The organism is Roseomonas sp. CECT 9278, from assembly GCF_918698155.1.
GTDB lineage: Bacteria > Pseudomonadota > Alphaproteobacteria > Acetobacterales > Acetobacteraceae > Neoroseomonas.
In genome coordinates this window covers 85,087-109,094 of sequence record NZ_CAKKLX010000004.1, presented here as the reverse complement: position 1 = coordinate 109,094, position 24,008 = coordinate 85,087, and the positions used below count along the sequence as shown (strand labels likewise).

Below are 24,008 nucleotides of genomic sequence, written 5' to 3'. Positions count from 1 at the left end.
CCTAAAGCAGATCCCGAAAAGATGGAATCATCCGGTCGGGCGAGGATGCTCGTGAAAACAAGAAGCCCGAACGGTTGCCGCTGGTCGCGGCGATCCGCAGCGGCGCCGGGTCGTTGTCACGCCAGGCGGTACCGCCAGGCGACCCGCGCAGGCGGGCAAAGCGCGCCGCCGCGTGCCCGCGCCACGCGCCCGGCGCGCGCTGGCGTGGCCCGGCGAAGCGCTCCGGCGCGGTGGCGCATCCGCCGTGGCGCCGCGCCGGCCGCGATCAGGCCACCGCCACCTTCGGCCCGGTGCCGAGCGTGTCGCGCATCGCCACCAGCATCTCGCGCGCCTTGTCGCCGAGCTCGTCGTCCGGCCCCGCCACCAGCTCGACCGCGGCCAGTGCCTTGCGGCGATCCGCGGCGGTCGGCAGCAGCTTCGGCAGGGCGGCGAGCGCCTCCTCGCGCATCAGGGTCACGATCACCGTCTGTTCGCGGATCATGGCCTGGCGCGCCGGCGGGCTCATGCCGGCGAAGGGTGCCTCGGTGGTCAGCAGCGCGTTCGACCGCGCGAGGCGCGACCGCCGCACGCCGCCGCGCGCATCGGCCAGCAGGATCATCATGCGGATCACTGCCTCGGCATAGCCGCCCTCGGCGACCTTCGCCCGCGCATCGACATGGTGGGTGGGCTCGATGACCAGGGAACGCCGCGCGGCCTCGGCCTCCGCGGCGGTGTCGTCGCCGGTCACGCCGGCGGCGGCGAGGCCCCCGTAGATGGCGTGGAAGGCGACCTCCATCGAGGCGTCGCGCAGGTCGGCCCAGGCGCCGATGCTGTGCTCGACCGCATCGGCCCAGGCCTTCTCCATCGCCAGGAACGGGTTGTCGGGCGCGGCCGGGGCGCGATGGTCGCGCGCCATGCCGGCCAGGGCGCGCACCGGCATCATGAAGGGGTTGAGGTCCGAGAACATGTAGCGGCGCGTGCGCATCGGGCTGCGCTGGCGGCGCGCCTCGGCGCCGGCCTCGGTGGTGAATTGCCGCACGATCGGGCTGACCAGCACGTCATACAGATGCTGGTTCATTTCGCTGATCTTCGCGACGGCGGGGAAGGCCTCGTTGCTCGCCTCGCCCGACAGGGTGCGGATGTCGGCGATGCGGCGTTCGACCAGCTCGACCTGCCATTCCTCGTTGCCGCCGGACCCGTCGTGGCCGGTGATGCGCATCTCGTACAGGCCCGGCGCGACCGCCTCGATCAGTTCGAGCGTGGTCGCGATCTCGTTGTGCTCCTTCTTCGCCACCGCGCCGGAGACGAAGATGCCCAGGTGCCCGATCTGGTCGTGCAGCAGGTAGACGATGGTCTGGCCGAGCGACTTGATCTCCTGCTCGTCGCGATAGACGTCGGCGATCCAGCGCAGCGCCTGGCCGACCGGGGTGATGTTGTCGCCGGCCGAGGCAAACACCACGATCGGCGCCTTCACCTCGCGCATGTTGAAGGTCTCGCCGCCGCCCGAGGAGATGGTGCCCGAGGAGAAGCGGTTGCCGATGAACAGGTTGTCGACGATCCAGCGGATCTCGTCGGTGGTCATCAGGAAGTAGCCGCCCCACCAGCGTTCGAATTCCAGGAAGCGGTCGGCCTCGGTATCGACCTTCGAATAGAGGTCGAAGTACTTCTTGAACCAGGTGTTGCCGGGCGACAGGCTCTCGAAGTTGGCGACCAGCCCGGCACCGTCGAACTTGCCGTTGCCCAGGTCCGCCATCAGCGAGGACGGCCAGCCGCCGCCCGCCAGCCCGCCCAGGTAGCGCATCGGGTTGCGGCCCTTCTCGCCGGCCCAGTAGGACAGCGGCGCGCCGTTCAGCACCAGCGCGCCGACCGCGTCGGGGGCGGCGGCGCCGAGCATCATGGTGGCCCAGCCGCCCTGGCAATTGCCGATCACCACGGGCTTGGGCGCCTTCGGATGGTCGAGGGCGATGCGCTGGAGGAAGGTCGCCTCGGCCGCCGTCACGTCGAGGATGGTCTGCCCCTTCTCCGGCTCGCGGTAGAAGATGACGAAATAGACCGGATGGCCGCGGCGCAGCGCGACACCCACCTGGCTGTCGTTCTTGAAGCCGCCGATGCCCGCGCCGTGTCCCGCGCGTGGGTCGATGATGACGAAGGGGCGCAGCTTGGGGTCGGCCGGACGGGTGCCCTCGGGCGGGGTGATGCGCACCAGCGCGTAGTTCACCGGGCGCGGCAGGGTGCGGCCATCGACGATCGTCTCGTAGTCGAAGAACAGCACCGGCGGGCAGCCGGCGCGCTCATGCTCGACGAAGTTGTTGCCGGCCTCGCGCATGACATCCCAGAACATCAGCCAGCGCTGCGCCGCATCGGTGGCATAGGCCCGGGCGTCCTGCGCCAGCGCGCCCGGGGTGCGGGTGAACCGCGTGGCGAGGTCCTTCATCGCCTGCGCGCTGGCGGCGCCGGGCGCGGCGGGCATCAGCGCCGCGGCGTGGCGGTTCACCACCTCGGTCAGGGTGCGGACCTGGTCGAGCACGCGGGTCGCCGTCTCCTGGGCCTTCTCGGCCAGTTCGCGGGTCGGCGGGGTGGGGATCGGGGGCATGCTGCGAACTCCGTTCTCGGGACCCTATCTGCGCCGCGGGGCAGGGCGCTTCAAGCGTTTTCGCTGCGCTGCAACAGGGCCAGCACATGGTGGGCGATCATGGCTTCCTCGTCGGTCGGGCGGACCAGCACGCGGGTGGCGGCGCCCGCGGCGGCGATATCGGGGGCATTGGCGGCGTTGCGCGCGGCGTCCAGCGCGATGCCAAGGAACCCCAGCCCATCGCAGACCGCGGCGCGGATGGCGGGCGCGTTCTCCCCGATGCCCGCGGTGAAGACCAGCGCGTCGATACCCCCCAGCGCGGCGGCCAGCGCGCCGACCTCGCGCCGCACGCGCCAGCAGAAATGCGCGAGCGCCCGTGCGGCGCGCGGATCGGTGCTGGCCTGCAGGTCGCGCACGTCCTGGCTGATGCCGGACATGCCCTTCAGCCCGGCATGGCCATACAGCAGCGCCTGCACGGCGGCGGGGTCCATGCCCTCGGTCGTCATCAGGTGCAGCAGCACGCCGGGGTCGATCTGCCCGCAGCGCGTGCCCATCGGCACCCCGTCGAGCGCGGTGAACCCCATCGTGCTGTCCACGCTGCGACCACCCTGCATGGCGCAGAGCGAGGCGCCATTGCCCAGATGCGCCACCACCACCCGCCCCGCCGCCAGCGCGGGGTCGGTCTGCGCCAGGCTGCGGGCGATGTATTCATAGGACAGGCCGTGGAAGCCGTAGCGCCTGATGCCGCGGTCGTAGAATTCCGGCGGCAGGGCGAAGGTATCGGCCTCCCAGGCATGGCTGCGGTGGAAGGCGGTGTCGAAGCACGCCACCTGCGGCACGCCGGGGAAGCGATCGGCGGCGGCGGCGATGCCCGCCAGGTTGTGCGGCTGGTGCAGCGGCGCCAGCGGGGCCAGCGCCCGCAGCCGGTCCATCACCGCCGCATCGACCACGACCGGCGCCGCCAGCTCCGGCCCGCCATGCACCACGCGGTGACCGATGGCGGCCACGCGGCGGCCTTGCAGCACGCCGTCCAGCCAATCGATGATGACGCCGAGCGCCGCGCGGTGGTCGCCCGGCGCGCCGCCTGCCTCCCACCGGCGGTCGGCCAGCCGCCTGCCCGCGGCATCCTGCGCCGTGAAGCGCGGCGCCGCGCCGATGCCCTCCATCTGCCCGGCGAAGCGCGGCACCGGCGCCGGGTCCATCGCGAAGACCTCGAACTTGATCGAGGACGAGCCGGCATTCAGCACCAGCACCGCATCGCCGGTGGCGATCACGGCGTCATCTCCGCCAGGCGCGACCGCCCGGTCTGCCGCCAATGGCCATACAGCACCGCGAAGGCGGCCGACATCAGCCGCGCATGTTCGTCATCCGCGCGGCTGGTCAGCATGACCGGCACCTTGGCCCCCAGCACGATCCCGCCGGTATCGGCCTGCGACAGGAACACCAGCTGCTTCGCCAGCATGTTCCCCGCTTCGAGGTTCGGCGCGATCAGCACATCGGCGCGCCCCGCGACACTCGAATGGATGCCCTTGGTGCGCGCCGCCTCCAGGTCCACGGCGTTGTCCATCGCCAGCGGGCCATCGACCAGGCCGCCCTTGATCTGCCCGCGCTCGGCCATCTTGGCCAGCACCGCGGCGTCGATGGTGGACGGGATGGCGGGGTTGATGGTCTCGACCGCCGAGAGGATGCCCACGCGCGGCGTCTCGATGCCGATCGCCCGCGCCAGGTCGATGGCGTTCTGCACGATATCCGCCTTGGTCATCAGGTCGGGCAGGATGTTGATGGCGGCGTCGGAGATGATCATCAGCCCCTCATGCCCTGGGATGTCGAGCACGAAGGCGTGGCTGACACGACGGCCCGCGCGCAGCCCGCCATCGGCCTTGGTGACATGGCGCAGCACTTCGTCGGAATGGATGTTGCCCTTCATCACCGCCGCGGCGCGGGCTTCGTGCACCAGCGCCACGGCGCGGGCGGCGGCGGCATGGGCGTCGGCGGTGGCCTCGATCCGCACGCCCGCCAGGTCCCAGCCGATGCGCTCGGCGGCGGCGCGGATCTCGGCTTCGGGGCCGACCAGGATGGGTTCGATCAGCCCTTCCTTGGTCGCTTCCCAGGCGCCGCCGAGCGAATTCTCGTCGGTCGGCGCGGCGATCGCGGTGGGCATCGGCGGCAGGCCGCGGCAGGCCTCCAGCAGGCGGGAGAACTTCCCGCGCGGCACCAGCGTCAGCGCCGGGATCACCACGCCATCGGTCACCAGGCGTTCGGCCGGTGCGGCGACCTCGGCGGTGCCGGTGCAGACCAGCGCGCCATTGTCCTTCTCGAGCCGGCAATCCATCACCAGCAGGTTGCCGGGCAGCTTCTCGCGCACCGTGACGGTGGCGATCACCGCCTCGCCGGCCTCGACCCGGCCGTGGAAGCGCAGGTCCTGATACAGGTAGGACGCACCCGGCCCCGGCAGCCGGTTGCCGAACACCGCCGAGAACAGCGACCCGCACCACATGGCGGGCGCGACAGGCGCGCGGCCGGTTTCCTGTTCGGACTCGCCGGGCAGGTGCAGCGGGTTGAAGTTGCCCGAGGCATGCGCGAACACGATCAGGTCGTTGGGCGTGCAGACGCGCGTGATCGACGCGCTCTCCCCCACCGCGATGTCGGCCCAGGCGCGCCCGACCAGGGCAGGGGCGGTGATCGTCATCGGGACATCCCTCATGCCACGTTGTGCAGGCCGGCATCGACATAGACGGTGTCGCCGGTCATGCCGCTGGAGGCGCCGCTGACCAGGAAGGCGACGACGCGCCCGACCTCGCCGATATCGACCAGGCGGCGCTGCGGCGCGCGGTCCTGCGCCATGGCCACCAGCTCGTCGAACTGCGCGATGCCGCTGGCCGCGCGCGTGCGCAGCGGCCCGGGCGAGACGGCGAAGACGCGGATGCCCTTCTCCCCCAGCTCATCCGCCGCGTAGCGCACGGAGGCCTCGAGCGCCGCCTTCACCGGCCCCATCATGTTGTAGTTCCCGACCACCTTGTCGGCGCCGTAGTAGGACATGGTGACCAGCACGCCGCCCGCGCCCATCAGCGGTTCCGCCAGCCTGGCCATGCGCAGGAACGACCAGCACGACACGTGCATGGCCTGCGCGAAGCCCTCCGCCGAGCAATCCACCACGCGCCCGTGCAGGTCCTCGCGCGGGGCGAAGGCGATGGAATGGATGACGAAGTCGAGGCTGCCCCAGTCCTGCGCGATGCGCGCGAACAGCGCCTCCAGCGCGCCGGGCTGCTGCACGTCCAGCGGCGCGATGATCCGCGCCTGCAGCCCTTCGGCCAGCGGCCGGACATGCTTCTCGGCCTTCTCGTTCAGGTAGGTGAGCGCGAGCTCGGCGCCGAAGGCGCGCAGCTTCACCGCGCATCCATAGGCGATGGAATCGGCGTTCGCGATGCCGACCACCAGGCCGCGCTTGCCCTTCAGCATGTCGCCCACGCGGCTGTCGGGGTTCCAGACGGTGGGCAGCGGGTCGGTCGGTCGATCCATGGCGCAGTCTCCCTCGCCTGCCGGGGGTCGATGCCCTGTCCGCCACGACGCTCCCTTGAACTAGGACAAAGCCGCTCCTCCCGACATGAGAATTTTGTTGCACCGCAGCAGATGCCTCGCCTGGACCAAACGCGGCGCGGGTGTTTCGCTGCGCCGACAGGAGGAACGCCACATGAAGGGTATCGTCTTCACCGGGGACCGCCAGCTCGAGCTGATGGACTTCCCCGACCCGACGCCGGGGCCGGGCGAGGTGGTGCTGGAGATCCGCGCCTCCGGCATGTGCGGGTCCGACCTGAAGTTCTATCGCGCGCCGGCCGGGCCTGGGCGCACGGCGGCACTCGGGCTGGGCGCCAGTTCGGGACCGACCATCGCGGGGCACGAGCCCTGCGGCGTGGTCGTGGCGGTGGGCGCCGGCGTGCCGCCGAACCAGGCCTGGGTCGGCATGCGCGCCATGCAGCACCACTACCGCGGCTGCGGCGTCTGCCATCAATGCAATACCGGCTGGATGCAGCTGTGCGACGACGGCGTGCAGGAGGTCTATGGCGCCACCGCCCACGGCGCCCATGCGCGCTACCTGAAGGGCCCGGCCCGCACGATGGTGCAATTGCCCGACGAACTGTCCTTCGAGACCGGGGCGGCCATTTCCTGCGGCACGGGCACCGCCTGGGGGGCCTTGCAACGCCTGGGGCTGAGCGGGGACCAGACCATCGTGGTGTTCGGCCAGGGGCCGGTCGGGCTGTCCGCCACGCTGCTCGCGGCGAAGATGGGCGCGCGGGTGATCGCGCTCGATACCTCCCCCGACCGGCTGGCGCGGGCCAGGCAGTTCGGCGCCGACCTGCTGATCAACCCGTCCGAGACCAAGGATGTGCTGGGCGCGATCAAGGATGCGACGCATGGCCGTGGCGCGCATGCGTCGCTCGATGCGTCCTCCAGCCCGCATGCCCGGCGCCAGGCGGTGCAGTGCCTGCGCACCTGGGGGAAGGCCTGCTTCGTGGGGGAGGGCGGCGAGGTGACGCTGGAGGTCAGCCCCGACCTGTTGCGCCGGCAGATCACGCTGATCGGGTCCTGGACCTTCTCGACGGTCGGCCAGGCGGAATGCGCGCGCTACATCGCCGACCGCGGCATCGATGTGGATGCGCTGTTCACGCATCGCTGGCGGCTGGACCAGGGGGAGGAGGCGTATCGGCTGTTCGACAGGCAGATGGATGGGAAAGGGGTGATCCTGCCCACGTAGCCTTTCGCCCTCAGACGGCGGGCGGGCCGCATCCGCGGCCCTTGCCTTCGCGCCGGGCGCTGGTGCGCCGGGGAGGGCGGGCGGCCTGGGCGCGGTCGCACCGTGCGCTCCCGGATGGTGCCGGCGCACGATCCGCCTGTGGGGCGCACGGGTCGTGCCGTCTTGCCTCCGCTGCCGCCCCGGCCGAAGGTGCGCGGCCGCATCCCAGAGGAAACGCGATGTACATCGAGCACCGCCAATACACCTTCCATCCCGGCAAGCAGCCGCAATGGGTCGATGCCTTCGGCAGCCACGGCTTCCCTTCCTCGGTGCGCACGCTGGGCGCGCCCTCGCTCGGCACCTTCACGGTCGAGGTCGGCACCATCAATCGCTTCGTCTTCATGCGCGGCTGGGATGACATCGACACCCGCGACGCCGGCCTGGCGGCGCGCGAGGCCGACCCGCAATGGGGCGAGTTCAAGAAGCTCGCCGCCGGCTGCATCGCCTCTCAGGAGGTGAAGATGCTGAAGCCGACCGCCTTCTCGCCGATCCAGTCGGCCAAGGACTTCGCCTTCAAGCGCACCATCGGCGGCACCGGCATGGTGGTCGACCACCGCACCTACGACTTCCACCCCGGCAAGATGCCGGCCTGGCTGAAGGCGTATGAGGAGCTCGGCCTGCCGGTGCAGAAGCGCATCCTGGGCCAGCTGCTGATGTTCGGCGTGACCGAGATCGGCCCGATCAACCAGGTCGTGTTCTGCTGGCTGTACGAAGGCCTGGGCGACCGCGACCGCCGCCGCACCGCCATGGCCAACGACCCGCAATGGCAGGAATTCGGCAAGGTGGTCGGCGGGCTCGGTGCGCTCAAGCAGCAGACCGTGATGGCGCTGAAGCCGACCGCCTTCTCGGTCGTGAAGTGAGGACGCCCGGCGCGGGCCGCCGAGCCCGCGCCGTGGCCCAGCAGGGCAGGCCCGCATGACCAACCTTCCGATCCCCGCGGCCGACGCGGCGCTGCGCGCCGAGATCCTCGACTGGCTCGACCGGTTCGCCGCCTGCGTGCGCGAGGTGGACTTCAAGTCGGCCTACCCGTTCTGGCACGACGACATCGTGATCTTCGGGACCTTCCAGGAACTGGTGCGCTCGCGCGTCGCCTGGACGGACACGCAATGGTCCAATGTCTGGCCGCGCACCAAGGATTTCGCCTTCGACCTGGCGAACACCGAGGTGCTGGCCTCGGCCGATGGCGCCACGGCGGTGGCCGTCACGCCCTGGACCAGCACCGGCTGGACCCCGGAGGGCCGCGAATTCGACCGCCCGGGCCGCGCCACCATCATGCTGCAGAAGCAGCCGGACGGGCGCTGGGTCGGGGTGCACAGCCACATGTCGCTGGGCCGCGGCGTGCCGCAGGACAGCCACGGCACGCGCCCGATCAAGGCGCGCTGACCGGCGCGCGCGGCGCCACCGGGCCACGCCGGGCCCCGCGCCGGCACGCTGGTGGCCCGGCCGGGCACGCTTCACCCGCGCTTAAGCCCTGGCGGCGAGGATGCCCCCCTCGCCACCAGGGTGACCCATGCAGGAATTCGTGCGCCCGAGCGCCGTCAACGCCGCGGACCGCTTCCTGACCTTTGCCTTCGCCGCGGCCGAATTGCTGGTCGAGACGGATGCCGAGGGTCGCATCACCTTCGCCGAGGGCGCCTTCCCGGCACGCTTCGGCCGCCAGGGCGCCAGCTTCGTGGGCCGTCCGGTGCTGGACCTGGTGGCGCGCGACCAGCGGTCCGGCATGGGCACCGCGCTGGAACTGCTCAGCGCCACCGGGCGAATCCGCCCCACCGCGATCCGCCTGTCGGACCTCGCGCGGTCGTCGTTCAGCGTGGCGGGGCTGGCGGCGCCGGGGCGCGCGGGGGCCTTCTGCCTGACCTTCTCGCCGCTGCCCAACGACCTGCCGGGCGGGCCGCTCCCGGGCGGGCCGGGGCTGGCCCGCGCCGCCGAGGAAATGCTGCGCGGGTCGGACGAATGCAGCGCGCTCGGCCTGATCGAACTGACCGGGGATGGCGGGGCGCTGGCGCCGCGCGCCGACCTCGCTGCGCGCATCCAGGCGCTGCTGGCGGCGCAGGGCGGGGCAGGCACCGTCGCGGCGGATTTCGGCTCGGGACGCTTCGGCGTGCTGCCGGGGGTGGGGCTGCCCGACCTCGGCGCCCTGTCAAAGCAGGTGGCGCTGCTGCTGGCGCAGCACGGGCTGCCCGGGACCATCGGCACGCGCGCGGTCTCGCTCGCCGCGGATGGGCTGTCGGCCGTGCAGGCGACGCGCGCGCTGCGCTTCGCCCTGTCGGCCTTCGCCCGCGGTGGTGACGAGGCCCTGGAGAAAGCCGGGTTTTCCGGTGGCCTGAGCGGCTTCGTCGCCAGCGCCGCCGAACGCGCCACGGCGCTGCGCGCGACCATCGCCGAACGGCGCTTCCGGCTGGCCTTCCAGCCCATCGTGCTGCTCGCCGACCGCCGCGCCCATCACTACGAGGCCCTGCTGCGCCCCATCCCGACCCCCGGCACGCCCTATGGCGAGGCCTCGGAATTCATCGCCCTGGCGGAGACGGTGGGGCTGTCGGAAACCCTCGACTGGGCGGTGGTCGAGACCGCCTGCGAGGCGGCGCGCGCCGCCAGCGGGGCGCGGATCGCCTGCAACCTGTCCGGCCTGTCGCTGCAATCGCCCGGCTTCCGGGAACGGCTCTGCGCCATGCTGGCCGCCGCCCCGGACCTGGCGCGCCGCCTGCTGGTCGAGATCACCGAGACCGCCGAGATCGAGGACGAGGCCGAGGCGCGCCGCACCGTTGATGCGTTGCGTGCGCTCGGCCTGCCGATCTGCATCGATGATTTCGGCGCGGGGGCCGCCGCCTTCCGCTACCTGCGCGCCTTCCGGGTCGATTTCGTGAAGGTGGACGGCGTGTATGTGACCAATGCGGTCGAGAGCGAGCGCGACCGAGGCTTCATCGCCGCCATGGTCGACCTGGCCCGCACGGTCGACGCCCAGGTGGTGGCCGAGCGCATCGAGACCGAGGCGCAGGCGGCCCTGATGGCGGAACTCGGCGTCGCCTTCGGCCAGGGCTATCTGTTCGGCCGTCCGGGGGCGCTGCCGGGGGGCTGAACGGCGCGCTTGCCAGCCCGGCCCCGCCGGCGCAGGAAGCCTCGCCATGACGCCGCCCGCCCCGCCACGCCTCGCCGTGGTGATTCCCTGCTTCAACGAGGCCGCCAATGTCGCGCCCATGGTGGCGCGGCTCGACGCGGCGCTCGCCGGCATCGGCTGGGAAGCGATCTTCGTCGACGACGACAGCCCGGATGGCACGGCGGCCCGCGCACGCGCGATCGCGGCGACCGACCCGCGGGTGCGCTGCATCCGGCGCATCGGCCGGCGCGGCCTCGCTTCCGCCTGCGTCGAGGGCATGTTGTCGACCTCGGCGCCGTATGTCGCGGTGATCGACGGCGACCTGCAGCATGACGAGACGATCCTGCCGCGCATGCTGGCGGCGCTGGAGGCGAACGAAGCCGAGGTCGCGATCGGCAGCCGCAACATCGATGGCGGCACCAAGGGGGCGGGGCTCTCGCCGATCCGCCGCCTGGTGTCCGATGGCGGCGCGGCGCTGGCCAATGCCGCGCTGCCGGTGCGCGTGAGCGACCCCATGAGCGGCTTCTTCGCCCTGCCTCGCCCGCTGTTCGAGGAGATCGCGCCGCGCCTGACCGCGACCGGCTTCAAGATCCTGCTGGACGTGCTGTTGTCGGCCGGGCGGCCGCTGCGGGTGGCGGAAGTCCCCTATGCCTTCCGCGCGCGGGAGGCGGGGGAGAGCAAGCTCGATGCCGGGGTGATGCTGGAATTCGCCGGGCTGCTGGCGGACAAGACGCTGGGCGGCATCGTGCCGCTGCGCTTCATGGCCTTCGCGCTGGTGGGGGGCATCGGCGTGTTGGTGCACCTGGCGGTGCTCGGGCTGCTGCACGGCGTCGGGCCGGTTGGCTTCGGGGCGGCGCAATGGGCCGCCACCTTCGTGGCGATGACGGCGAATTTCCTGCTGAACAACCGCATCACCTACCGCGACCGGCGGCTGCGCGGGCCGGCGCTGCTGCGCGGCCTGGTGCTGTTCTATGTGGTGTGCGGCATCGGGGCCGCGGCCAATGTGGGCATCGCCGGGCTGCTGGTGCGCGACGACCTGCTGGGCTGGGGCGTCGCCGGGGCCGCCGGCGCGCTGCTGACGGTGGTGTGGAACTACGCGGTGTCCTCCACGCTGGTGTGGCGGGCGCGCTGATGGGCTGGCTGGCGGCGCTCGCCGCGCTCACGGCGCTGCGCCTGGTGCTGGCGGCCGTGCTGCCGCTGGCGCCGGACGAGGCCTATTACTGGGTCTGGTCGCGCGACCTGCAGGCCGGCTACCTCGATCACCCGCCGATGGTGGCGCTGTTCATCGCGGCCGGCACGGCGCTGGCGGGCGAGACGGCGCTCGGCGTGCGGTTGCTGGCGCCGCTGTCGATGGCGCTGGGGTCGATCCTGCTGGCCCGCGCGGCGGAGGACCTGTTCCCCGGCCGCAACGCCGGCCCCTGGGCGGCGGCGCTGCTGAACGCGACGCTGCTGGCGGGGCTGGGCGGCGTGACCATGACGCCCGACACGCCCCTGCTGTTCTTCTGGACGGCGGCGCTGTGGGCGGCGGCGCGGCTGTACCGGAGCGGGGATGGGCGGTGGTGGCTTGCGGTCGGCGCCTGCGCTGGGCTGGCGCTGGCCAGCAAATACACCGCGGTGCTGTTCGGCGCCGGCATCGTGCTGTGGCTGGCGATCGACCCTGCGATGCGCCGCTGGCTGGCGCGCTGGCAGGTATGGGCCGGCGGGGCGGTGGCGCTGTTGGCCTTCGCGCCGGTGGTGGCGTGGAATGCCGCGCAGGGCTGGGCATCCTTCGCCAAGCAGGGCGGGCGGGCGGGCGATGGCGGCTTCACGCTGCGCTTCCTGGGCGAGTTGATCGGCGGGCAGGCCGGGCTCGCGACACCGCTGGTCTTCGTGTTCTGCGTGGCGGGCGCGGGCGCCGCCGCGCTGGCCTGGTGGCGATGGCGCGATGCGGGCGCGCTGCTGCTGGCCGCGCTGGTGCTGCCCGGCGCGGCGCTGTTCCTGTGGCAGGCGACCGGCAGCCGGGTGCAGGGCAATTGGCCGGCGGTGCTGTATCCCGCCGCCGCGATCGGCGCCGCCGCCTTGCTGCGGGCCCCCGTCTGGCTGCGGCTGCGGGTGCCGGCGCTGGTGCTGGGCGCGGTGATGACCGGCGCGGTGTTTCTGCAGGCGCTGGCGGCGCCGCTGCCATTGCCGCGCGGCAGCGATCCCACCCTGGCGCGGCTGGGCGGCTGGCCGGGCTTCACGGACGCCGTGGCCGCCGCCGCGGCGCGCGAGGGCGCCGGCTTCGTCGCGGCCGAGGAATACGGCCTGGCCTCGCTTCTTACCTTCCGCCTGCCGCGCGATCGCGTCGTGGTGGCGATGGATGCGCGCTGGCGATTCTTCACGCTGCCGGCACCGCCACCCGGCGTAACCGGCCTGCTGGTGCGCAGCGAAAGACGTGGTGAGGGCGCGCCGCTCTGGCCCGGCGCCGAGCCGTTGCCGGAGGGACGCCTGGTCCGCAGCCGCGACGGGGTGGCGGCGGAAGCCTATCGCCTGTTCCGCGTCACGGCCGGAGCAGGCCAACCGCCCGCCGTGGTGCTGCCGCGCCCCGGCGACTGAAATCGCTTGAAGCCGGCCGCGCCATGCCGATGTTCAGGCCGAACGGAGTGACCGAGATGCAGATCCGAATCCCCCGCGGCTGGGAAACGCCCGAAGCCCGCGTCACGCCAGAGCACCTGGTGTTCGGCCGCCGCAAGGCCTTTGGCATCGCCGCCGGGCTGCTCGGCGCCGCCGGCGCGGCACAGGCGCAGCAGGCCGCCGGCGGCCTGCCGCCCGCCATGCGCAACACACGCTTCGCCCCCGGCCGCGAGATCAGCCCCGAGCGCGACGTGACCACCTTCAACAACTTCTATGAATTCGGCACCAGCAAGTCGATCAGCCAGGGCGCCCAGCGCCTGCCGCAGCGCCCGTGGACCGTGAAGGTGGACGGCATGGTGGAAACCCCGCGCGAATTCGGCATCGAGGACCTGCTGCGCACCATGCCGATCGAGGAGCGCGTCTATCGCCTGCGCTGCGTCGAGGCCTGGTCGATGGTGGTGCCCTGGACCGGCTTCCCGCTGAGCGCGCTGCTCGCGCAGGTGAAACCGCTGTCCTCCGCGCGCTACGTGTCGTTCGAGACGGCGGCGATCCCGGCGGTGATGCCGGGGCTGCGGCAATCCTGGTACCCCTGGCCGTATGTCGAGGGCTGCACCATCGCCGAGGCGGGCAACGACCTGTCCTTCATGGTGGTGGGCGCCTATGGGAAGCTGCTGCCGCCGCAGAATGGCGGGCCGATCCGCTTCCACCAGCCCTGGAAATACGGCTTCAAGGCCGGCAAGTCGCTGGTGCGCATCACCCTGACCGATCAGCGCCCGGTGTCCTTCTGGGAACGCATCCAGGCCGCCGAATACGGCTTCTGGGCCAATGTGAACCCCGCGGTCGCGCATCCGCGCTGGAGCCAGGCCAGCGAGCGCGCGCTGGGCACCAATGCGCGGATTCCCACGCAACTGTTCAACGGCTACGGCGAATTCGTCGCGGATCTTTACAGCGGGCTGCAGAACGAGCGACTTTGGGCCTGACATGGTCCTTCGCACGCTCGCCCTCGTTCTGTTCGGCCTGGCCTTGTGCATGGGCGTCTTCCTGGGCTGGGGCTACCCGCTCGGGACCATGCTCCAGAGCGGGGGGTCGATGGGATCGGGGCAGCTGGGCCTGCAGCGCTTGGTCGGCCCGTCGATCTGGAACGCGGCCTTCGCGCCGCTGCTGACGCTGCCCGCCTGGTCGCTGCCGACCTTCGTGGCGGTGGTGTTCATGCTCATCGCGGCGATGCGGCCGGGCAAGGGTTGACGCGGCGCAGCCGGGCGGTCATCCCGCCCGGCCGTCGCGTGCCGGCGGGCTATTCGACCCGCGCGCCGGAGATCTCGACCATGCGCTGCCAGCGCGGCGTCTCGGCGCGGATCATGCGCGCGGCCGCCTCGGGGCTTTCGCTGAGGATGATGCCGTAGCCCAGCGGCCGCATGCGGTCGATGAATTCGCGCTGCTGGCTGACCGTGCGCACCGCATCGAAGATCCTCTGCACCACCGGGGCGGGCGTATTGCCGGCGGTGGTGACGACATTCCAGTTGATCAGCTCATGCTGGCCAAGGCCCAGATCGGCGAAGGCCTTCATCCCCGGCACCTGCGGCAGCAGCGCGATCGGATCGCCCGAGGAGACCGCCAGCGCCTTGAAGCGCCCCGCCTCCACATGCGGCATCAGCGCGGGCATGACATCGAACATCATGTCGATGGTGCCCGACAGCAGGTCGTTGATGGCCGGCCCGCCGCCGCGATAGGGCACGTGCAGGATCTTCGCATCGGCGAAGCGGTTGATCGCCGAGATGTTCAGGTGGGATGAGGTGCCGGTCCCGGAGGAGCCCATCTTCACCTGCTCGGGATTCGCGCGCGACCATTGCACCAGGGCGCGGAAGTCGGTCCAGCCGCGCGCCTGCGCGGTCTGCGCGTTCACCACGCACAGCAGCACGCCGTCCGTCAGCTGCGTGACGGGTGTCAGGTCGCGCAGCGGGTCGAAGGGCATGCGCGCATGCATGAAGGGCATGGCGCAATAGGATGTGGCGCTGACCAGGCCGAGCACGGTGCCGTCGCGGTCCCCCTTGGCGATCGCATCGGCACCGATCAGCCCGCCGGCACCGGCGCGGTTCTCCACCACCACGGTCTGGCCCAGCACAGGGCCCAGCCGGTCCGCCAGCAGGCGGGAGGTGATGTCCACCGCCCCGCCAGGCGGGAAGGGGACGATGATGCGCACGGTGCGCCCGCCGGCCAATGGCTGCGCGAGGGCGGGCGTGGCGAGCGCCGTCGCTGCGGCCAGCAGGGCGGCGCGCCGCGGCAAGGGGGGTGCGTGACGCATCATGGGCACTCCGGCGGGAAGTCCTGGCGGGCAGCGTGGCGCGCCCCGGTCGCGAAGGGAAGCCCGCCGGTCGCGGCGTGCGCCAGGGCACATGGTGGCCGCGCCGCCAGCACGCATGGATTGTTGCGATGGCGGCACGCCTCTATCGTTCCGGCGCAGCGACATTCGGTTCCGTCGCGAAGGATTCGCGGCCGCGCAGCGCCGCATATGGGAGTCAGCAGCCATGGCGAATGTCATCCTCTCCGGTACCCTGGCCAATGCGCCGACCCCCTTCGATGCGTTGCAGGTGGTGGCGCGGATCAGCGGCACGGCGACCTCGACCGTCCTGAACGTCGGCATTGCGCAGACCGTGGTGATCCTGGACGGCGTCGGGCTGACCTATGATGCGCTGGCGCTGCCAGCGGGCGGCACCATCACCGGCATCAGGCTGGTGCGCCTGCCGGTGGACCTGGTCTGGTCGGCCACCGGCTTTTCCGTCACGGCAGCGGATTTCCGCGCCAATGCGCAGGACCTCGATGCCTTCCTGTTCGGCGGTGCCGACGTGCTGACCGGTGGCTCGACCTCCGACCATGCCCATGGGTATGGCGGCGATGATTCGATCTCGACCGGCACGGGCAATGACGGGATCGTGGCGGGCGAGGGCAACGACACGGTGCGCCCGGGCGGCAATACCGATGGCATCGACCTGGGCGCAGGGGACGACCTGCTGGTCATCGGCGATGCGCAGAACCTGGGCCTCAAATACGCCGATGGCGGCACCGGCAGCGACACCGTGCTGGGCAGCGGCGACCTGGCCGCGAATGCCACCCTGCAGAACTTCGAATCGCTGGCCTGGCAGGTGTCGTCCACCGCCATCCGGCTCACCGGCGCGCAGCTCGCGGGCTTCACCACGCTGCACCTGGGCAGCTCGCTGCTGCTCAACGAGACGGCGGAGCTCGAGATCACCGGCGGCGGCTTCGTCGACCTCGGTGCGCCGTCGGTCTTCACGGTGGGGGCCGATTCGCTCGATGTGACCGTGATCGGCCCGGTCGGCACCATGCTGCGCGGGCGCGACACCGGCCAGGCGGGCAGCGACGACGACATCACCCTGACCGGCACCGGGGCCGACAGCATCGCCACCTTCGGCGGCAACGACACCATCACCGCGACCGGCGCCGCCGGCGCGGTCGCCGCCGGTGAGGGCAATGACCGCGTCACGGTGGTCCTGGGCGCCAACCTGCTGCTGCTGGAAGCCGGCGCCGATACCGCGACCGGCGGGTCAGGCGCCGACACCATCGATGGCGGGATCGGCTTCGACCTGCTCGATGGCGGCACCGGCAACGACGCGATCGCCGGGGATGACGGCAACGACACCATCCTGGGCGGGCTGGGCAGCGACACGATCTTCGCCGGCGAGGGCAATGACAGCGTGCGCGGCGGGGCCGTCCTGGGCGACTTCGATTCGGTGTACGGCGAAGCCGGCAACGACACGCTGCAGGGCGGTGGCGGCCTCGGGACCGGCGCCTTGCTGTCGGGCGGTGCGGGCGATGACAGCGTGGTGGCGGGCGGGCAGGTCAATTCGCTGTTCGGCGACGAGGGCAACGACACGCTGACCGGATCGTCCGTCGTGCTGCTGCCAGGGGGTGTCGGCGCCACCACGGTGGGCAATTCACTGCGCGGTGGCGCCGACCAGGACCTGTTGAACGGCCGCAGCGGGCGCGACCTGCTGGATGGCGGGACCGGCGCGGATACCTTGGTGGGTGGCGGCGGCAGCGACACCTATGTCATCGACAGCCTGCTCGACGTCATCCAGGACAGCGGCAATGACGAGCTGCTGCTTCCCGCCGGCGACCTCGTGCAGTCCGCCGTGTCCTTCACCCTGACCGCCACGCTGGAGCACCTGACGCTGACCCAGGCGGGGCGCACGGGCACCGGCAATACCGGCGCCAATACCATCATCGGCTCGCTCGGCTTCGACACCATCCTGGGGCTGGGGGGCAATGACAGCATCTCGGGCGGCGGCGGGGATGATTCGCTGGTGGGCAATGGCGGCGTGGTGGTCGGCGGGAGCGAGGCCGACACCATCCGCGGCGGCTTGGGCAACGATGTCATCGAGGCCGGCGGCACCTTCGCGACGCCGTGGCTGTACGGCGATGGCGGCGACGACACCCTCACCAGCACCGGCCTGTCCTCGCGCCTGGAGGGCGGTGCCGACAACGACGTGCTCATCGGGTCGAGCCAGAGCTTCGGCACCGGCGGCACGGTGATCTTCGCCGCCGACGACCTGTTCGGCGGCACCGGCAATGACAGCCTGTACGGGGCGCGCGGCGCCGATGAACTGACCGGCGGCACCGGCGCCGACACCTTCGGCTATGCGGCGGGCGACAGCGGGCAGGTGGTGCTCGGCAGCCTGGCCGCCTTCGACACCATCACCGACTTCAACCGTGCCGAGGGCGACCGCATCGACCTCTCGGCGATCGATGCCGACCTGCTGCTGGCCGGCAACCAGGCCTTCGACGAAGTGCTGCCGGTCGGATCACCGGTGCCGATCACCGCGGGCAGCCTGCGCTACACGGTGGGCGCGGGGGCCACGACGATCGATGCCTCGGTGGACAGCGACACTGCGCCGGAACTGCGGATCGTGGTCAGCGTGGCCGGCTATACGCCGATCCTGGCGGATTTCATCCTGTAGGGACGGGGGCGGCGGGCTGGCGCGGCGGGTCAGCCCCGTGCCAGCGCATCGCGCGCGGCGGCGATGGCGCGATGCGTCGCCTCGGTCAGGTCGAAGGCGGCGAAGTCCGCGGGCGCGCTCCAGCGGACCTCGCTCACGTCGTCGCCGGCGCGCGCCTCGCCGGCCAGCCACTGCGCCGCGAAATCGATGATGGTGTAGTGGTACAGCGCGCGACCGGCATCGTCGCGCGAGATGGCATCGACCACGATCGCCAGCGCCAGCGGGCCGACCTCGATGCCGGTTTCCTCGCGCAATTCGCGCCGGGCTGCGTCCTCGGCGGTCTCGCCCAGGTGCTGGGCGCCGCCGGGGATGGACCATTGCCCGATCCGCGGTGGCTTGCCGCGGCGCACCAGCAGGACCTGGTCGCCGCGGAACACGATGCAGCCGATGCCGACCCAGGGGCGGTCGGGGTATTCGCGGCCGGTCACTGCGGGCGCGGCGGCTCGGCGGGGGCCGGCGGTGCCACGGGCGCTTCGGCGGGGGCTTCCGGGGCCTCGGCCGGCGGTGGTTCGGGCGCGCGCAGGTCGGACAGGAGCGGCACGAAGGCCTTCTCCTTCCAGGCGCCGACCTGGTAGGCCCAGCCGCGCCAGCGGGCATTGAGACGCGCCGCCTCGTCATCGCCCTCGGCCGCCAGGGTGATCCACAGCGCCTCGTCATGCTTGCGGGGGCGCACCACGATGGCGAGGTTGTCGGTCAGCTCGAAGCGGCCTTCGCCCAGTGCCTCGCCGGGGGCATCGGCCTCCGGGCGCACATCGAGGAAGGTGAGGAACTCGAAGGCGCGCCCGGCCTCGTCGAGCGCCGTCGCCTCGGCGGGCGGCGCGTCGGCCGGGTCGGTGATGCGCAGCGTGCCGTCGGGTTCGCCGCTGCGGGTCAGCACCAGCGGCGGCTGGCCGGTGCGCGCGACGGCGATGCGGCGGACGCGTTCGCGCGCGACATTGGCGATGTCGCGGTCGAGCCAGAGCTGCGGGTCGGAATCGACCGGGATGCGGCCCTCCGCCAGCCAGGCCTGGTTCTCGCCCGGCCTGCGCACATAGGCGGATTCCGGCACATTGCCCTGGGTGCGCACGCGGCGCCGGCCGATCACCAGCTCGGCGATCACGCCGCCCTGGGCATCCAGCACGCGCACCAGGGTCGAGGTCGCGCCGGCGCGCGCGGGGTCCTCGACGCCGAGGCGGTCGAGCATCTCGGGGTTCGCGGTGCGCGGTTCGACCAGGCGCAGTTCGGTCAGGCCGACCAGGAGTTCGCGCACCTTTTCCTGCCGGACAGGATAGCCGCCCTTGGCCGGCAGTACCCAGGTCTCGCCGCGGCGGGTGATCTCCATCGTGCCGTCATGGCGCGTCGCCTCGATCTTCGCCGCGGCCTGGAGGCGCTGCGCCAGCCCGGGGAAGGCCAGCGCGGCGCCGGCGGGCGAGGGCGGCGCCTCGGTGCCGGGCTTGAGCAGCAGCGCGCCGCCCACGGCCACCACCGCGGCGCCGGAGAGCAGCAGCAGGTTGCGTCGGTCCATCGTGCCGGCTCCTCAGGCCCGGGCCGCGGCGCGCCGGCGCTGCCGCGCCACGCCGATCCCGATGGCGAACAGCGTCAGCAGCAGCGGCACGGCGGCGATGTTGAGCACGCGCAGCCAGGTCTCGGTGCGTTCGATGTCGCGCCGCAGGTCCAGCTGCACGGCGCGCAGCTGCTGCCGGGTCTGCAGGATCTGCGCGCGCGCCGCATCGATCTCGGCGCGCTGTTCCGCCGTGATGACGGCGCTGGACTGGCCGCGCTCGCCGCCCTGGCGCAATTCGCGCAGGCGGCGCTCGGTGGCCTGGAGGCGCTCGGTCAACTCGCGCTCGGTCTGGCGGAAGCGGGCATCGGCGTCGCGGCGGATGTCGTCGACCACCGTGAAGGGGCGCATCGATTCGCCGCGCGAGCGCAGCGAGATCAGCGCATCCCCACCGGCAAAGGCATCGACCAGGTTGGCCACCAGCGATCCATTGTCGCTGATCGGCGTGGCGACCTGCTGGCCGAAGAAGTCCTGCACGCGGACCCAGAAGCGGTCCTCGAGCACGTCGGCGTCGTTGATGACGACCATGTTCGCGGCACCTTCGCTGCGCGCGCGATGGGCCGGCAGGTCGGCGGGGCGCTCGGTGCCTTCGGCCGGCGGCGGCGGGCCTTCGGGGAAGGCGGAGGGAACCTCGCCGCGGAAGCGCGCGCCGATCACGCGGCGCAGCCCATCGGGGCGGAACTCGGCCAGGATGCGCGCGGGGTCGGGGTTGTTCTGCACGCGTTCGACACGCGCGGTCATGCTGCGGTCGGAACTGGTGAGCAGCGGTTCCATCTCGATCGCCGTGCCGTCGCCGCGCTGCACCCAGCCGGCCGAGGCGACCGTCACCTGGTTCAGCTGCGCCGTCGCCACTTCCGACTGGCTGAGCGAATCGCCCTGGAGGTTGAACCAGGCTATGTAGTCCACCGCCTGCACGCGGTCGTTCGGGTTGGCGCGCACGCGCCAGGCGCCGCGCAGGTCCAGCACCACCCCGTCATGCGGTGCGACGATGCCCCAGGGATTGAGCAGCCTGTCGAGGTTCGAGGAGGTCATCCGCGGCGGCTGCCCGCCCGGGCCGGGGCGCGAGGCCTGCCCCTCCGAATGCGGGTCCACGAAGACGATCAGCTTGCCGCCGCGCATGACGAACTGGTCGATGGCATAGAGCGTCGCGTCGGGCAGGCCCTGCGGATGGATCACCATCAGCACCTGCACGTCGTCGTTGATGCGCTGGGCGTCCAGCGCGACGTCCTGCACGGTGAAGAACTGCCGCAGCGTCTGCATGAAGGCATAAGGCTGCCCGCCCGGGCCGCCGCGCATCATCATCATCATGCGCGGGTCGCCGTTGACCGGCAGGGAGGACATCACGCCGACGATCGGCCGGCGCGGGTTCGACAATTCGAAGACCAGGCGCGTCAGGTCGAATTCCAGGAAGCGCTCGCGCTCGGGCTGGAAGAACGGGACGGTGCGTTCGTCATCCAGCAGGTTCACCCCCGCCAGGCCGAAATAGATCTGCTCGCCGGACTGGTCGACCGGCACGCCTTGCAGGCCATAGGCAAGGGCGCGGTCCTCGGTCTCGCTGAACGGTTCGGGGTCGAAGATCTCCAGGCGCACCTTGCCGCCGGAGACCGCGGCGTATTCCTCGAGCATGGCGCGCACGCGCTCGGCATAGGCGCCATAGGCCGGCACGGCGGACCCCAGCCGGCGCGAATAGAACAGCCGCAGCGTCACCGGATCCTGCAGGCCCTGCAGCACCGAGACCGTGCCGGCCGACAGCGTATAGAGCCGCTGCTGCGTGAGATCGACGCGCGCGCGCGGCGCCAGCCGGTCCACCAGCATGTTGACGCCGACCGCCAGCACCGCCGCGGCGACGATGCCGAGCGCGGAGGACCACAGGCGCCGCGAACCGGGGCGGGGAGTTGCCATGCCGCTCATCGGATCAATCCGCCTTCCGGTGGTCGATCACCACCGCGTTCACGAACAGGAAGAAGCCCATGAAGGACAGGAAGAACATCACGTCGCGCAGCGCGATCACCCCGCGCGTCAGGCTGTTGAAGCGTTCCGTGATGGACAGCCCGCGCGCCACTTCCGCCAGCAGCGGGATGCGCTGCGACAGGAATTCCGTGACGATCGGCGACCCCGCCGCGGCGAACAGGAAGCACAGCGCGACCGCCAGCACGAAGGCGATGACCTGGTTCTTGGTCATGGCCGACATCGCCGCACCCACCGCCAGGTAGGCGCCCGCCACCAGCAGGCAGCCGACATACCCCGCCGCGATCACGCCATTGTCCGGATTGCCGAGGTAGTTGACCGTCAGCACCAGCGGGAAGGTGAGGGCCAGCGCGATGGCGCAGAAGGCCCAGGCCGCCAGGAACTTGCCCAGCACCGCCTGCCATTGCGGCAGCGGCAGCGTCAGCAGCAATTCGATCGTGCCCAGCCGCCGTTCCTCCGCCCACAGGCGCATGGTCAGCGCCGGCACCAGGAACAGGAACAGCCAGGGCACGAAGGTGAAGAACGGCCCGAGGTCGGCCTGCCCGCGGGCGAAGAAGCCGCCCAGGGTGAAGGTCAGCGCGCCCGCCATCATCAGGAAGATGACGATGAACACATAGGCCACCGGGGTGGCGAAATAGCCGGCGAGCTCACGCCGGGCGACGATCAGCGCACCCATCACGCGGCCTCCAGCGGCTTCATGGTCAGGTCGCGGAACACCTGCTCCAGCGTCTTGCCGGGCTGCTCCAGCGCCTTGGGCGTGGCATCGGCCAGCACGCGCCCATGGGCGATGATGATGGCCCGGGTGCAGACCGCCTCGACCTCCTCCAGGATATGGGTGGAGATCAGGATCGCCTTCTCGGGCGCCATGCGGCGGATCAGTTCCCGCACCTCGTGCTTCTGGTTCGGGTCGAGCCCGTCGGTCGGTTCGTCCAGCACCAGCACCGGCGGGTCGTGCAGCAGGGATTGCGCCAGGCCGACGCGGCGCTTGAAGCCCTTGGACAGCGTCTCGATCGGCTGCAACCGCACTTCATCCAGCTGCGTCAGGTCCATCGCTCCATCGACGCGCGCGGCGATCTCGGCGCCGCGATAGCCGCGGATGCGCGCGACGAAAGCCAGGAAGGCGCTGACGGTCATCTCGGGGTAGGTCGGCGCGCCCTCGGGCAGGTAGCCCAGGCTGCGCTTGGCGGCGACCGGCTGGTCGACCACGTCCTGCCCGCAGATGCGCGCGGTCCCGGCGCTGGGCGTCACGAAGCCCGCCAGCATCTTCATGGTGGTCGACTTGCCGGCACCATTGGGGCCGAGGAAGCCCACGACTTCGCCCCGATCGACCGCGAACGACACGTCGTCCACGGCGGTGAAGGCGCCGAAGCGCTTGGTCAGGCGCTCGATCTCGATCAACGCGGCCAAGGCCGGTCTCCTGCGGTGGGTCGTCGAATGTGCGGGGTGGCGGTTTGGCGCGGTGCGGGGCCGGGCGCAAGCCCCCCCGCCGGTGGCTCGCGGTCCGCGTCAGCCGCGCTCCATGGGCAGGGCAGGGTCCTTGGCCCATTCGTTCATGGACGCATCATAGACGGCGACATCGGCATGGCCGAGCTGGTGCAGCAGGAAGGCATCGAGCGTCGCCGCGATGCCGCCGCCGCAATACAGGATGGTGCGCCGCGACGGGTCCGCGCCCACCGCGGTGAAGGCGGCCGCGACCTCCTCGGCCGGGCGGAAGGCCAGGGCCGGGGTGGTCAAGGCCGCGACCGGCACGTTGACGCTGCCCGGGATGCGGCCCGGGCGGCCGTAGCGGTCATTCGCCCCGCTGTGCAGGTCCGGCGCCAGGGCATTGATGGTGCAGGTGGCCGGATCGCCGATCGCGGCGGCTACCTCCGCCTTGCCGACGAACAGGCCGGGCCGGGGCCGCGCGGTGAGCCTGGCCGGCGGGTAGTCGAAGCGGCCGGCCTCGGTCGGCCGGCCTTCCGCCGCCCAGCTGTCGTACCCGCCATCGAGCACGGCGGCGCGGTCGAAGCCGATGGCGCGCAACATCCACCACACGCGCGTGGCCCATTGCAGGTTGCCCCGCGCGTAGAGCACGACGCGGGCATCGTCGCCGATCCCCTTCGCGCCCAGCGCGGCGGCAAGGTCCTCCGGCGCGGGCATGGTGAAGTTGAAGGGGCTCGACCGGTCCGACAATTCGCCCTGCAGGTCGAGGAAGGCGGAGCCGGGGATATGCGCGGCCTCGTGGTCCGCGCGGCCGCTTTCGATGCGGTAGGGGCGGCCGGTGCCGGTCTCGTAGCGCAGGTAGGTGGTGCAATCGAAGACACGCAACGCCGGATCACCCAGCTGGTCCGCGAGCCCGGACGTCGTGACGATGGCATCGGGGCGCAGGTAGCGAGCAGACATGGGGGGTCCTCCAGGCGGTCTTGCGCGCAGCCTAGCCGAAACGGGGCGGTCGTGGGCGCCCTGGGCGGCGCGCGGCG

20 protein-coding genes are annotated in these 24,008 nt (G+C 71.8%); 9 read left to right on the top strand and 11 right to left on the bottom strand.

The window, feature by feature from the left end; translation table 11 throughout:
- Positions 1-265: 265 nt before the first annotated feature.
- From LQ222_RS04110 to fabI, 4 genes are read right to left on the bottom strand one after another with little or no spacing between them, the layout of a single operon-like run.
- Complete coding sequence (locus LQ222_RS04110; protein WP_230164677.1) at positions 266-2,572, bottom strand: DUF3141 domain-containing protein; 2,307 nt, start codon at positions 2,570-2,572, stop codon at positions 266-268.
- A 50-nt stretch (positions 2,573-2,622) separates the two neighbouring features.
- A complete protein-coding gene (locus LQ222_RS04105) occupies positions 2,623-3,825 on the bottom strand; it encodes an acetate/propionate family kinase (protein ID WP_230164676.1) in 1,203 nt (400 codons plus the stop codon).
- Positions 3,822-5,240, bottom strand: a complete 1,419-nt coding sequence (locus LQ222_RS04100; protein WP_230164675.1) for a bifunctional enoyl-CoA hydratase/phosphate acetyltransferase — start codon at positions 5,238-5,240, stop codon at positions 3,822-3,824. Before LQ222_RS04100 ends, LQ222_RS04105 begins: the two co-directional genes overlap by 4 nt.
- A gap of 11 nt (positions 5,241-5,251) precedes the next feature.
- A complete protein-coding gene (fabI, locus tag LQ222_RS04095) occupies positions 5,252-6,010 on the bottom strand; it encodes an enoyl-ACP reductase FabI (RefSeq protein ID WP_230164798.1) in 759 nt (252 codons plus the stop codon).
- Positions 6,011-6,242: 232 nt separating this feature from the next.
- Between fabI and LQ222_RS04090 the strand changes: the two genes are divergently transcribed.
- From LQ222_RS04090 to LQ222_RS04055, 8 genes are all read left to right on the top strand, one after another.
- Positions 6,243-7,304 carry a zinc-binding dehydrogenase gene (locus tag LQ222_RS04090; protein WP_230164674.1) on the top strand — a complete coding sequence of 354 codons (1,062 nt, stop codon included), beginning with the start codon at positions 6,243-6,245 and terminating at the stop codon, positions 7,302-7,304.
- Positions 7,305-7,522: 218 nt separating this feature from the next.
- Positions 7,523-8,203, top strand: coding sequence for an NIPSNAP family protein (locus tag LQ222_RS04085; protein ID WP_230164672.1), 681 nt, complete (start codon positions 7,523-7,525; stop codon positions 8,201-8,203).
- A gap of 55 nt (positions 8,204-8,258) precedes the next feature.
- Positions 8,259-8,726, top strand: coding sequence for a nuclear transport factor 2 family protein (locus LQ222_RS04080; protein ID WP_230164671.1), 468 nt, complete (start codon positions 8,259-8,261; stop codon positions 8,724-8,726).
- 127 nt (positions 8,727-8,853) lie between these two features.
- Positions 8,854-10,419: an EAL domain-containing protein gene (locus LQ222_RS04075; protein ID WP_230164670.1), complete on the top strand. Its 1,566-nt coding sequence runs from the start codon at positions 8,854-8,856 to the stop codon at positions 10,417-10,419.
- A gap of 46 nt (positions 10,420-10,465) precedes the next feature.
- Positions 10,466-11,569: a glycosyltransferase gene (locus tag LQ222_RS04070; RefSeq protein WP_230164669.1), complete on the top strand. Its 1,104-nt coding sequence runs from the start codon at positions 10,466-10,468 to the stop codon at positions 11,567-11,569.
- Positions 11,569-13,011, top strand: coding sequence for a glycosyltransferase family 39 protein (locus LQ222_RS04065; RefSeq protein WP_230164668.1), 1,443 nt, complete (start codon positions 11,569-11,571; stop codon positions 13,009-13,011). The genes LQ222_RS04070 and LQ222_RS04065 overlap by 1 nt, the downstream gene beginning before the upstream one ends.
- A gap of 56 nt (positions 13,012-13,067) precedes the next feature.
- Positions 13,068-14,009 carry a protein-methionine-sulfoxide reductase catalytic subunit MsrP gene (msrP, locus tag LQ222_RS04060; protein WP_230164667.1) on the top strand — a complete coding sequence of 314 codons (942 nt, stop codon included), beginning with the start codon at positions 13,068-13,070 and terminating at the stop codon, positions 14,007-14,009.
- A gap of 1 nt (position 14,010) precedes the next feature.
- Positions 14,011-14,274, top strand: coding sequence for a hypothetical protein (locus tag LQ222_RS04055; protein ID WP_230164666.1), 264 nt, complete (start codon positions 14,011-14,013; stop codon positions 14,272-14,274).
- 49 nt (positions 14,275-14,323) lie between these two features.
- On the opposite strand, the gene LQ222_RS04050 is transcribed toward LQ222_RS04055, so the two are convergent.
- The gene (locus tag LQ222_RS04050) at positions 14,324-15,331 is read right to left on the bottom strand and encodes a tripartite tricarboxylate transporter substrate binding protein (protein WP_230164665.1); all 1,008 of its coding nucleotides are present in this window, start codon (positions 15,329-15,331) and stop codon (positions 14,324-14,326) included.
- A 223-nt stretch (positions 15,332-15,554) separates the two neighbouring features.
- On the opposite strand from LQ222_RS04050, the gene LQ222_RS04045 reads away from it, so the two are divergent.
- Positions 15,555-18,002: a calcium-binding protein gene (locus LQ222_RS04045; RefSeq protein WP_230164662.1), complete on the top strand. Its 2,448-nt coding sequence runs from the start codon at positions 15,555-15,557 to the stop codon at positions 18,000-18,002.
- 29 nt (positions 18,003-18,031) lie between these two features.
- Here LQ222_RS04045 and LQ222_RS04040 read toward each other — a convergent pair whose 3' ends face one another.
- The 6 genes from LQ222_RS04040 to LQ222_RS04015 form a co-directional block, all read right to left on the bottom strand.
- The gene (locus tag LQ222_RS04040; RefSeq protein ID WP_230164660.1) at positions 18,032-18,469 is read right to left on the bottom strand and encodes an NUDIX hydrolase; all 438 of its coding nucleotides are present in this window, start codon (positions 18,467-18,469) and stop codon (positions 18,032-18,034) included.
- Entirely contained in the window at positions 18,466-19,545 is a 1,080-nt protein-coding gene (locus LQ222_RS04035) for a DUF4340 domain-containing protein (RefSeq protein WP_230164658.1), read from the bottom strand. Before LQ222_RS04035 ends, LQ222_RS04040 begins: the two co-directional genes overlap by 4 nt.
- 12 nt (positions 19,546-19,557) lie before the next feature.
- On the bottom strand, positions 19,558-21,492 hold the full coding sequence (locus LQ222_RS04030) for a GldG family protein (RefSeq protein WP_230164656.1): 1,935 nt from the start codon (positions 21,490-21,492) through the stop codon (positions 19,558-19,560).
- Between the two features lie 4 nt (positions 21,493-21,496).
- Complete coding sequence (locus LQ222_RS04025; RefSeq protein ID WP_308071551.1) at positions 21,497-22,225, bottom strand: ABC transporter permease; 729 nt, start codon at positions 22,223-22,225, stop codon at positions 21,497-21,499.
- Complete coding sequence (locus LQ222_RS04020; protein ID WP_230164652.1) at positions 22,225-22,956, bottom strand: ABC transporter ATP-binding protein; 732 nt, start codon at positions 22,954-22,956, stop codon at positions 22,225-22,227. Before LQ222_RS04020 ends, LQ222_RS04025 begins: the two co-directional genes overlap by 1 nt.
- A gap of 99 nt (positions 22,957-23,055) precedes the next feature.
- Positions 23,056-23,931, bottom strand: a complete 876-nt coding sequence (locus tag LQ222_RS04015) for a sulfurtransferase (RefSeq protein ID WP_230164651.1) — start codon at positions 23,929-23,931, stop codon at positions 23,056-23,058.
- Between the last annotated feature and the right edge of the window lie 77 nt (positions 23,932-24,008).

Excerpts from the sequence above, each read along its gene's own strand:
- LQ222_RS04015 (WP_230164651.1), bottom strand. The coding sequence starts at position 23,931 with ATGTCTGCTCGCTACCTGCGCCCCGATGCCATCGTCACGACGTCCGGG.
- LQ222_RS04070 (WP_230164669.1), top strand. The coding sequence starts at position 10,466 with ATGACGCCGCCCGCCCCGCCACGCCTCGCCGTGGTGATTCCCTGCTTC.
- LQ222_RS04080 (WP_230164671.1), top strand. The coding sequence starts at position 8,259 with ATGACCAACCTTCCGATCCCCGCGGCCGACGCGGCGCTGCGCGCCGAG.
- LQ222_RS04050 (WP_230164665.1), bottom strand. The coding sequence starts at position 15,331 with ATGCGTCACGCACCCCCCTTGCCGCGGCGCGCCGCCCTGCTGGCCGCA.
- fabI (WP_230164798.1), bottom strand. The coding sequence starts at position 6,010 with ATGCTGAAGGGCAAGCGCGGCCTGGTGGTCGGCATCGCGAACGCCGAT.
- LQ222_RS04100 (WP_230164675.1), bottom strand. The coding sequence starts at position 5,240 with ATGACGATCACCGCCCCTGCCCTGGTCGGGCGCGCCTGGGCCGACATC.
- LQ222_RS04035 (WP_230164658.1), bottom strand. The coding sequence starts at position 19,545 with ATGGACCGACGCAACCTGCTGCTGCTCTCCGGCGCCGCGGTGGTGGCC.
- LQ222_RS04110 (WP_230164677.1), bottom strand. The coding sequence starts at position 2,572 with ATGCCCCCGATCCCCACCCCGCCGACCCGCGAACTGGCCGAGAAGGCC.
- LQ222_RS04090 (WP_230164674.1), top strand. The coding sequence starts at position 6,243 with ATGAAGGGTATCGTCTTCACCGGGGACCGCCAGCTCGAGCTGATGGAC.
- LQ222_RS04045 (WP_230164662.1), top strand. The coding sequence starts at position 15,555 with ATGGCGAATGTCATCCTCTCCGGTACCCTGGCCAATGCGCCGACCCCC.
- msrP (WP_230164667.1), top strand. The coding sequence starts at position 13,068 with ATGCAGATCCGAATCCCCCGCGGCTGGGAAACGCCCGAAGCCCGCGTC.
- LQ222_RS04055 (WP_230164666.1), top strand. The coding sequence starts at position 14,011 with ATGGTCCTTCGCACGCTCGCCCTCGTTCTGTTCGGCCTGGCCTTGTGC.
- LQ222_RS04075 (WP_230164670.1), top strand. The coding sequence starts at position 8,854 with ATGCAGGAATTCGTGCGCCCGAGCGCCGTCAACGCCGCGGACCGCTTC.
- LQ222_RS04030 (WP_230164656.1), bottom strand. The coding sequence starts at position 21,492 with ATGAGCGGCATGGCAACTCCCCGCCCCGGTTCGCGGCGCCTGTGGTCC.
- LQ222_RS04025 (WP_308071551.1), bottom strand. The coding sequence starts at position 22,225 with ATGGGTGCGCTGATCGTCGCCCGGCGTGAGCTCGCCGGCTATTTCGCC.
- LQ222_RS04085 (WP_230164672.1), top strand. The coding sequence starts at position 7,523 with ATGTACATCGAGCACCGCCAATACACCTTCCATCCCGGCAAGCAGCCG.
- LQ222_RS04065 (WP_230164668.1), top strand. The coding sequence starts at position 11,569 with ATGGGCTGGCTGGCGGCGCTCGCCGCGCTCACGGCGCTGCGCCTGGTG.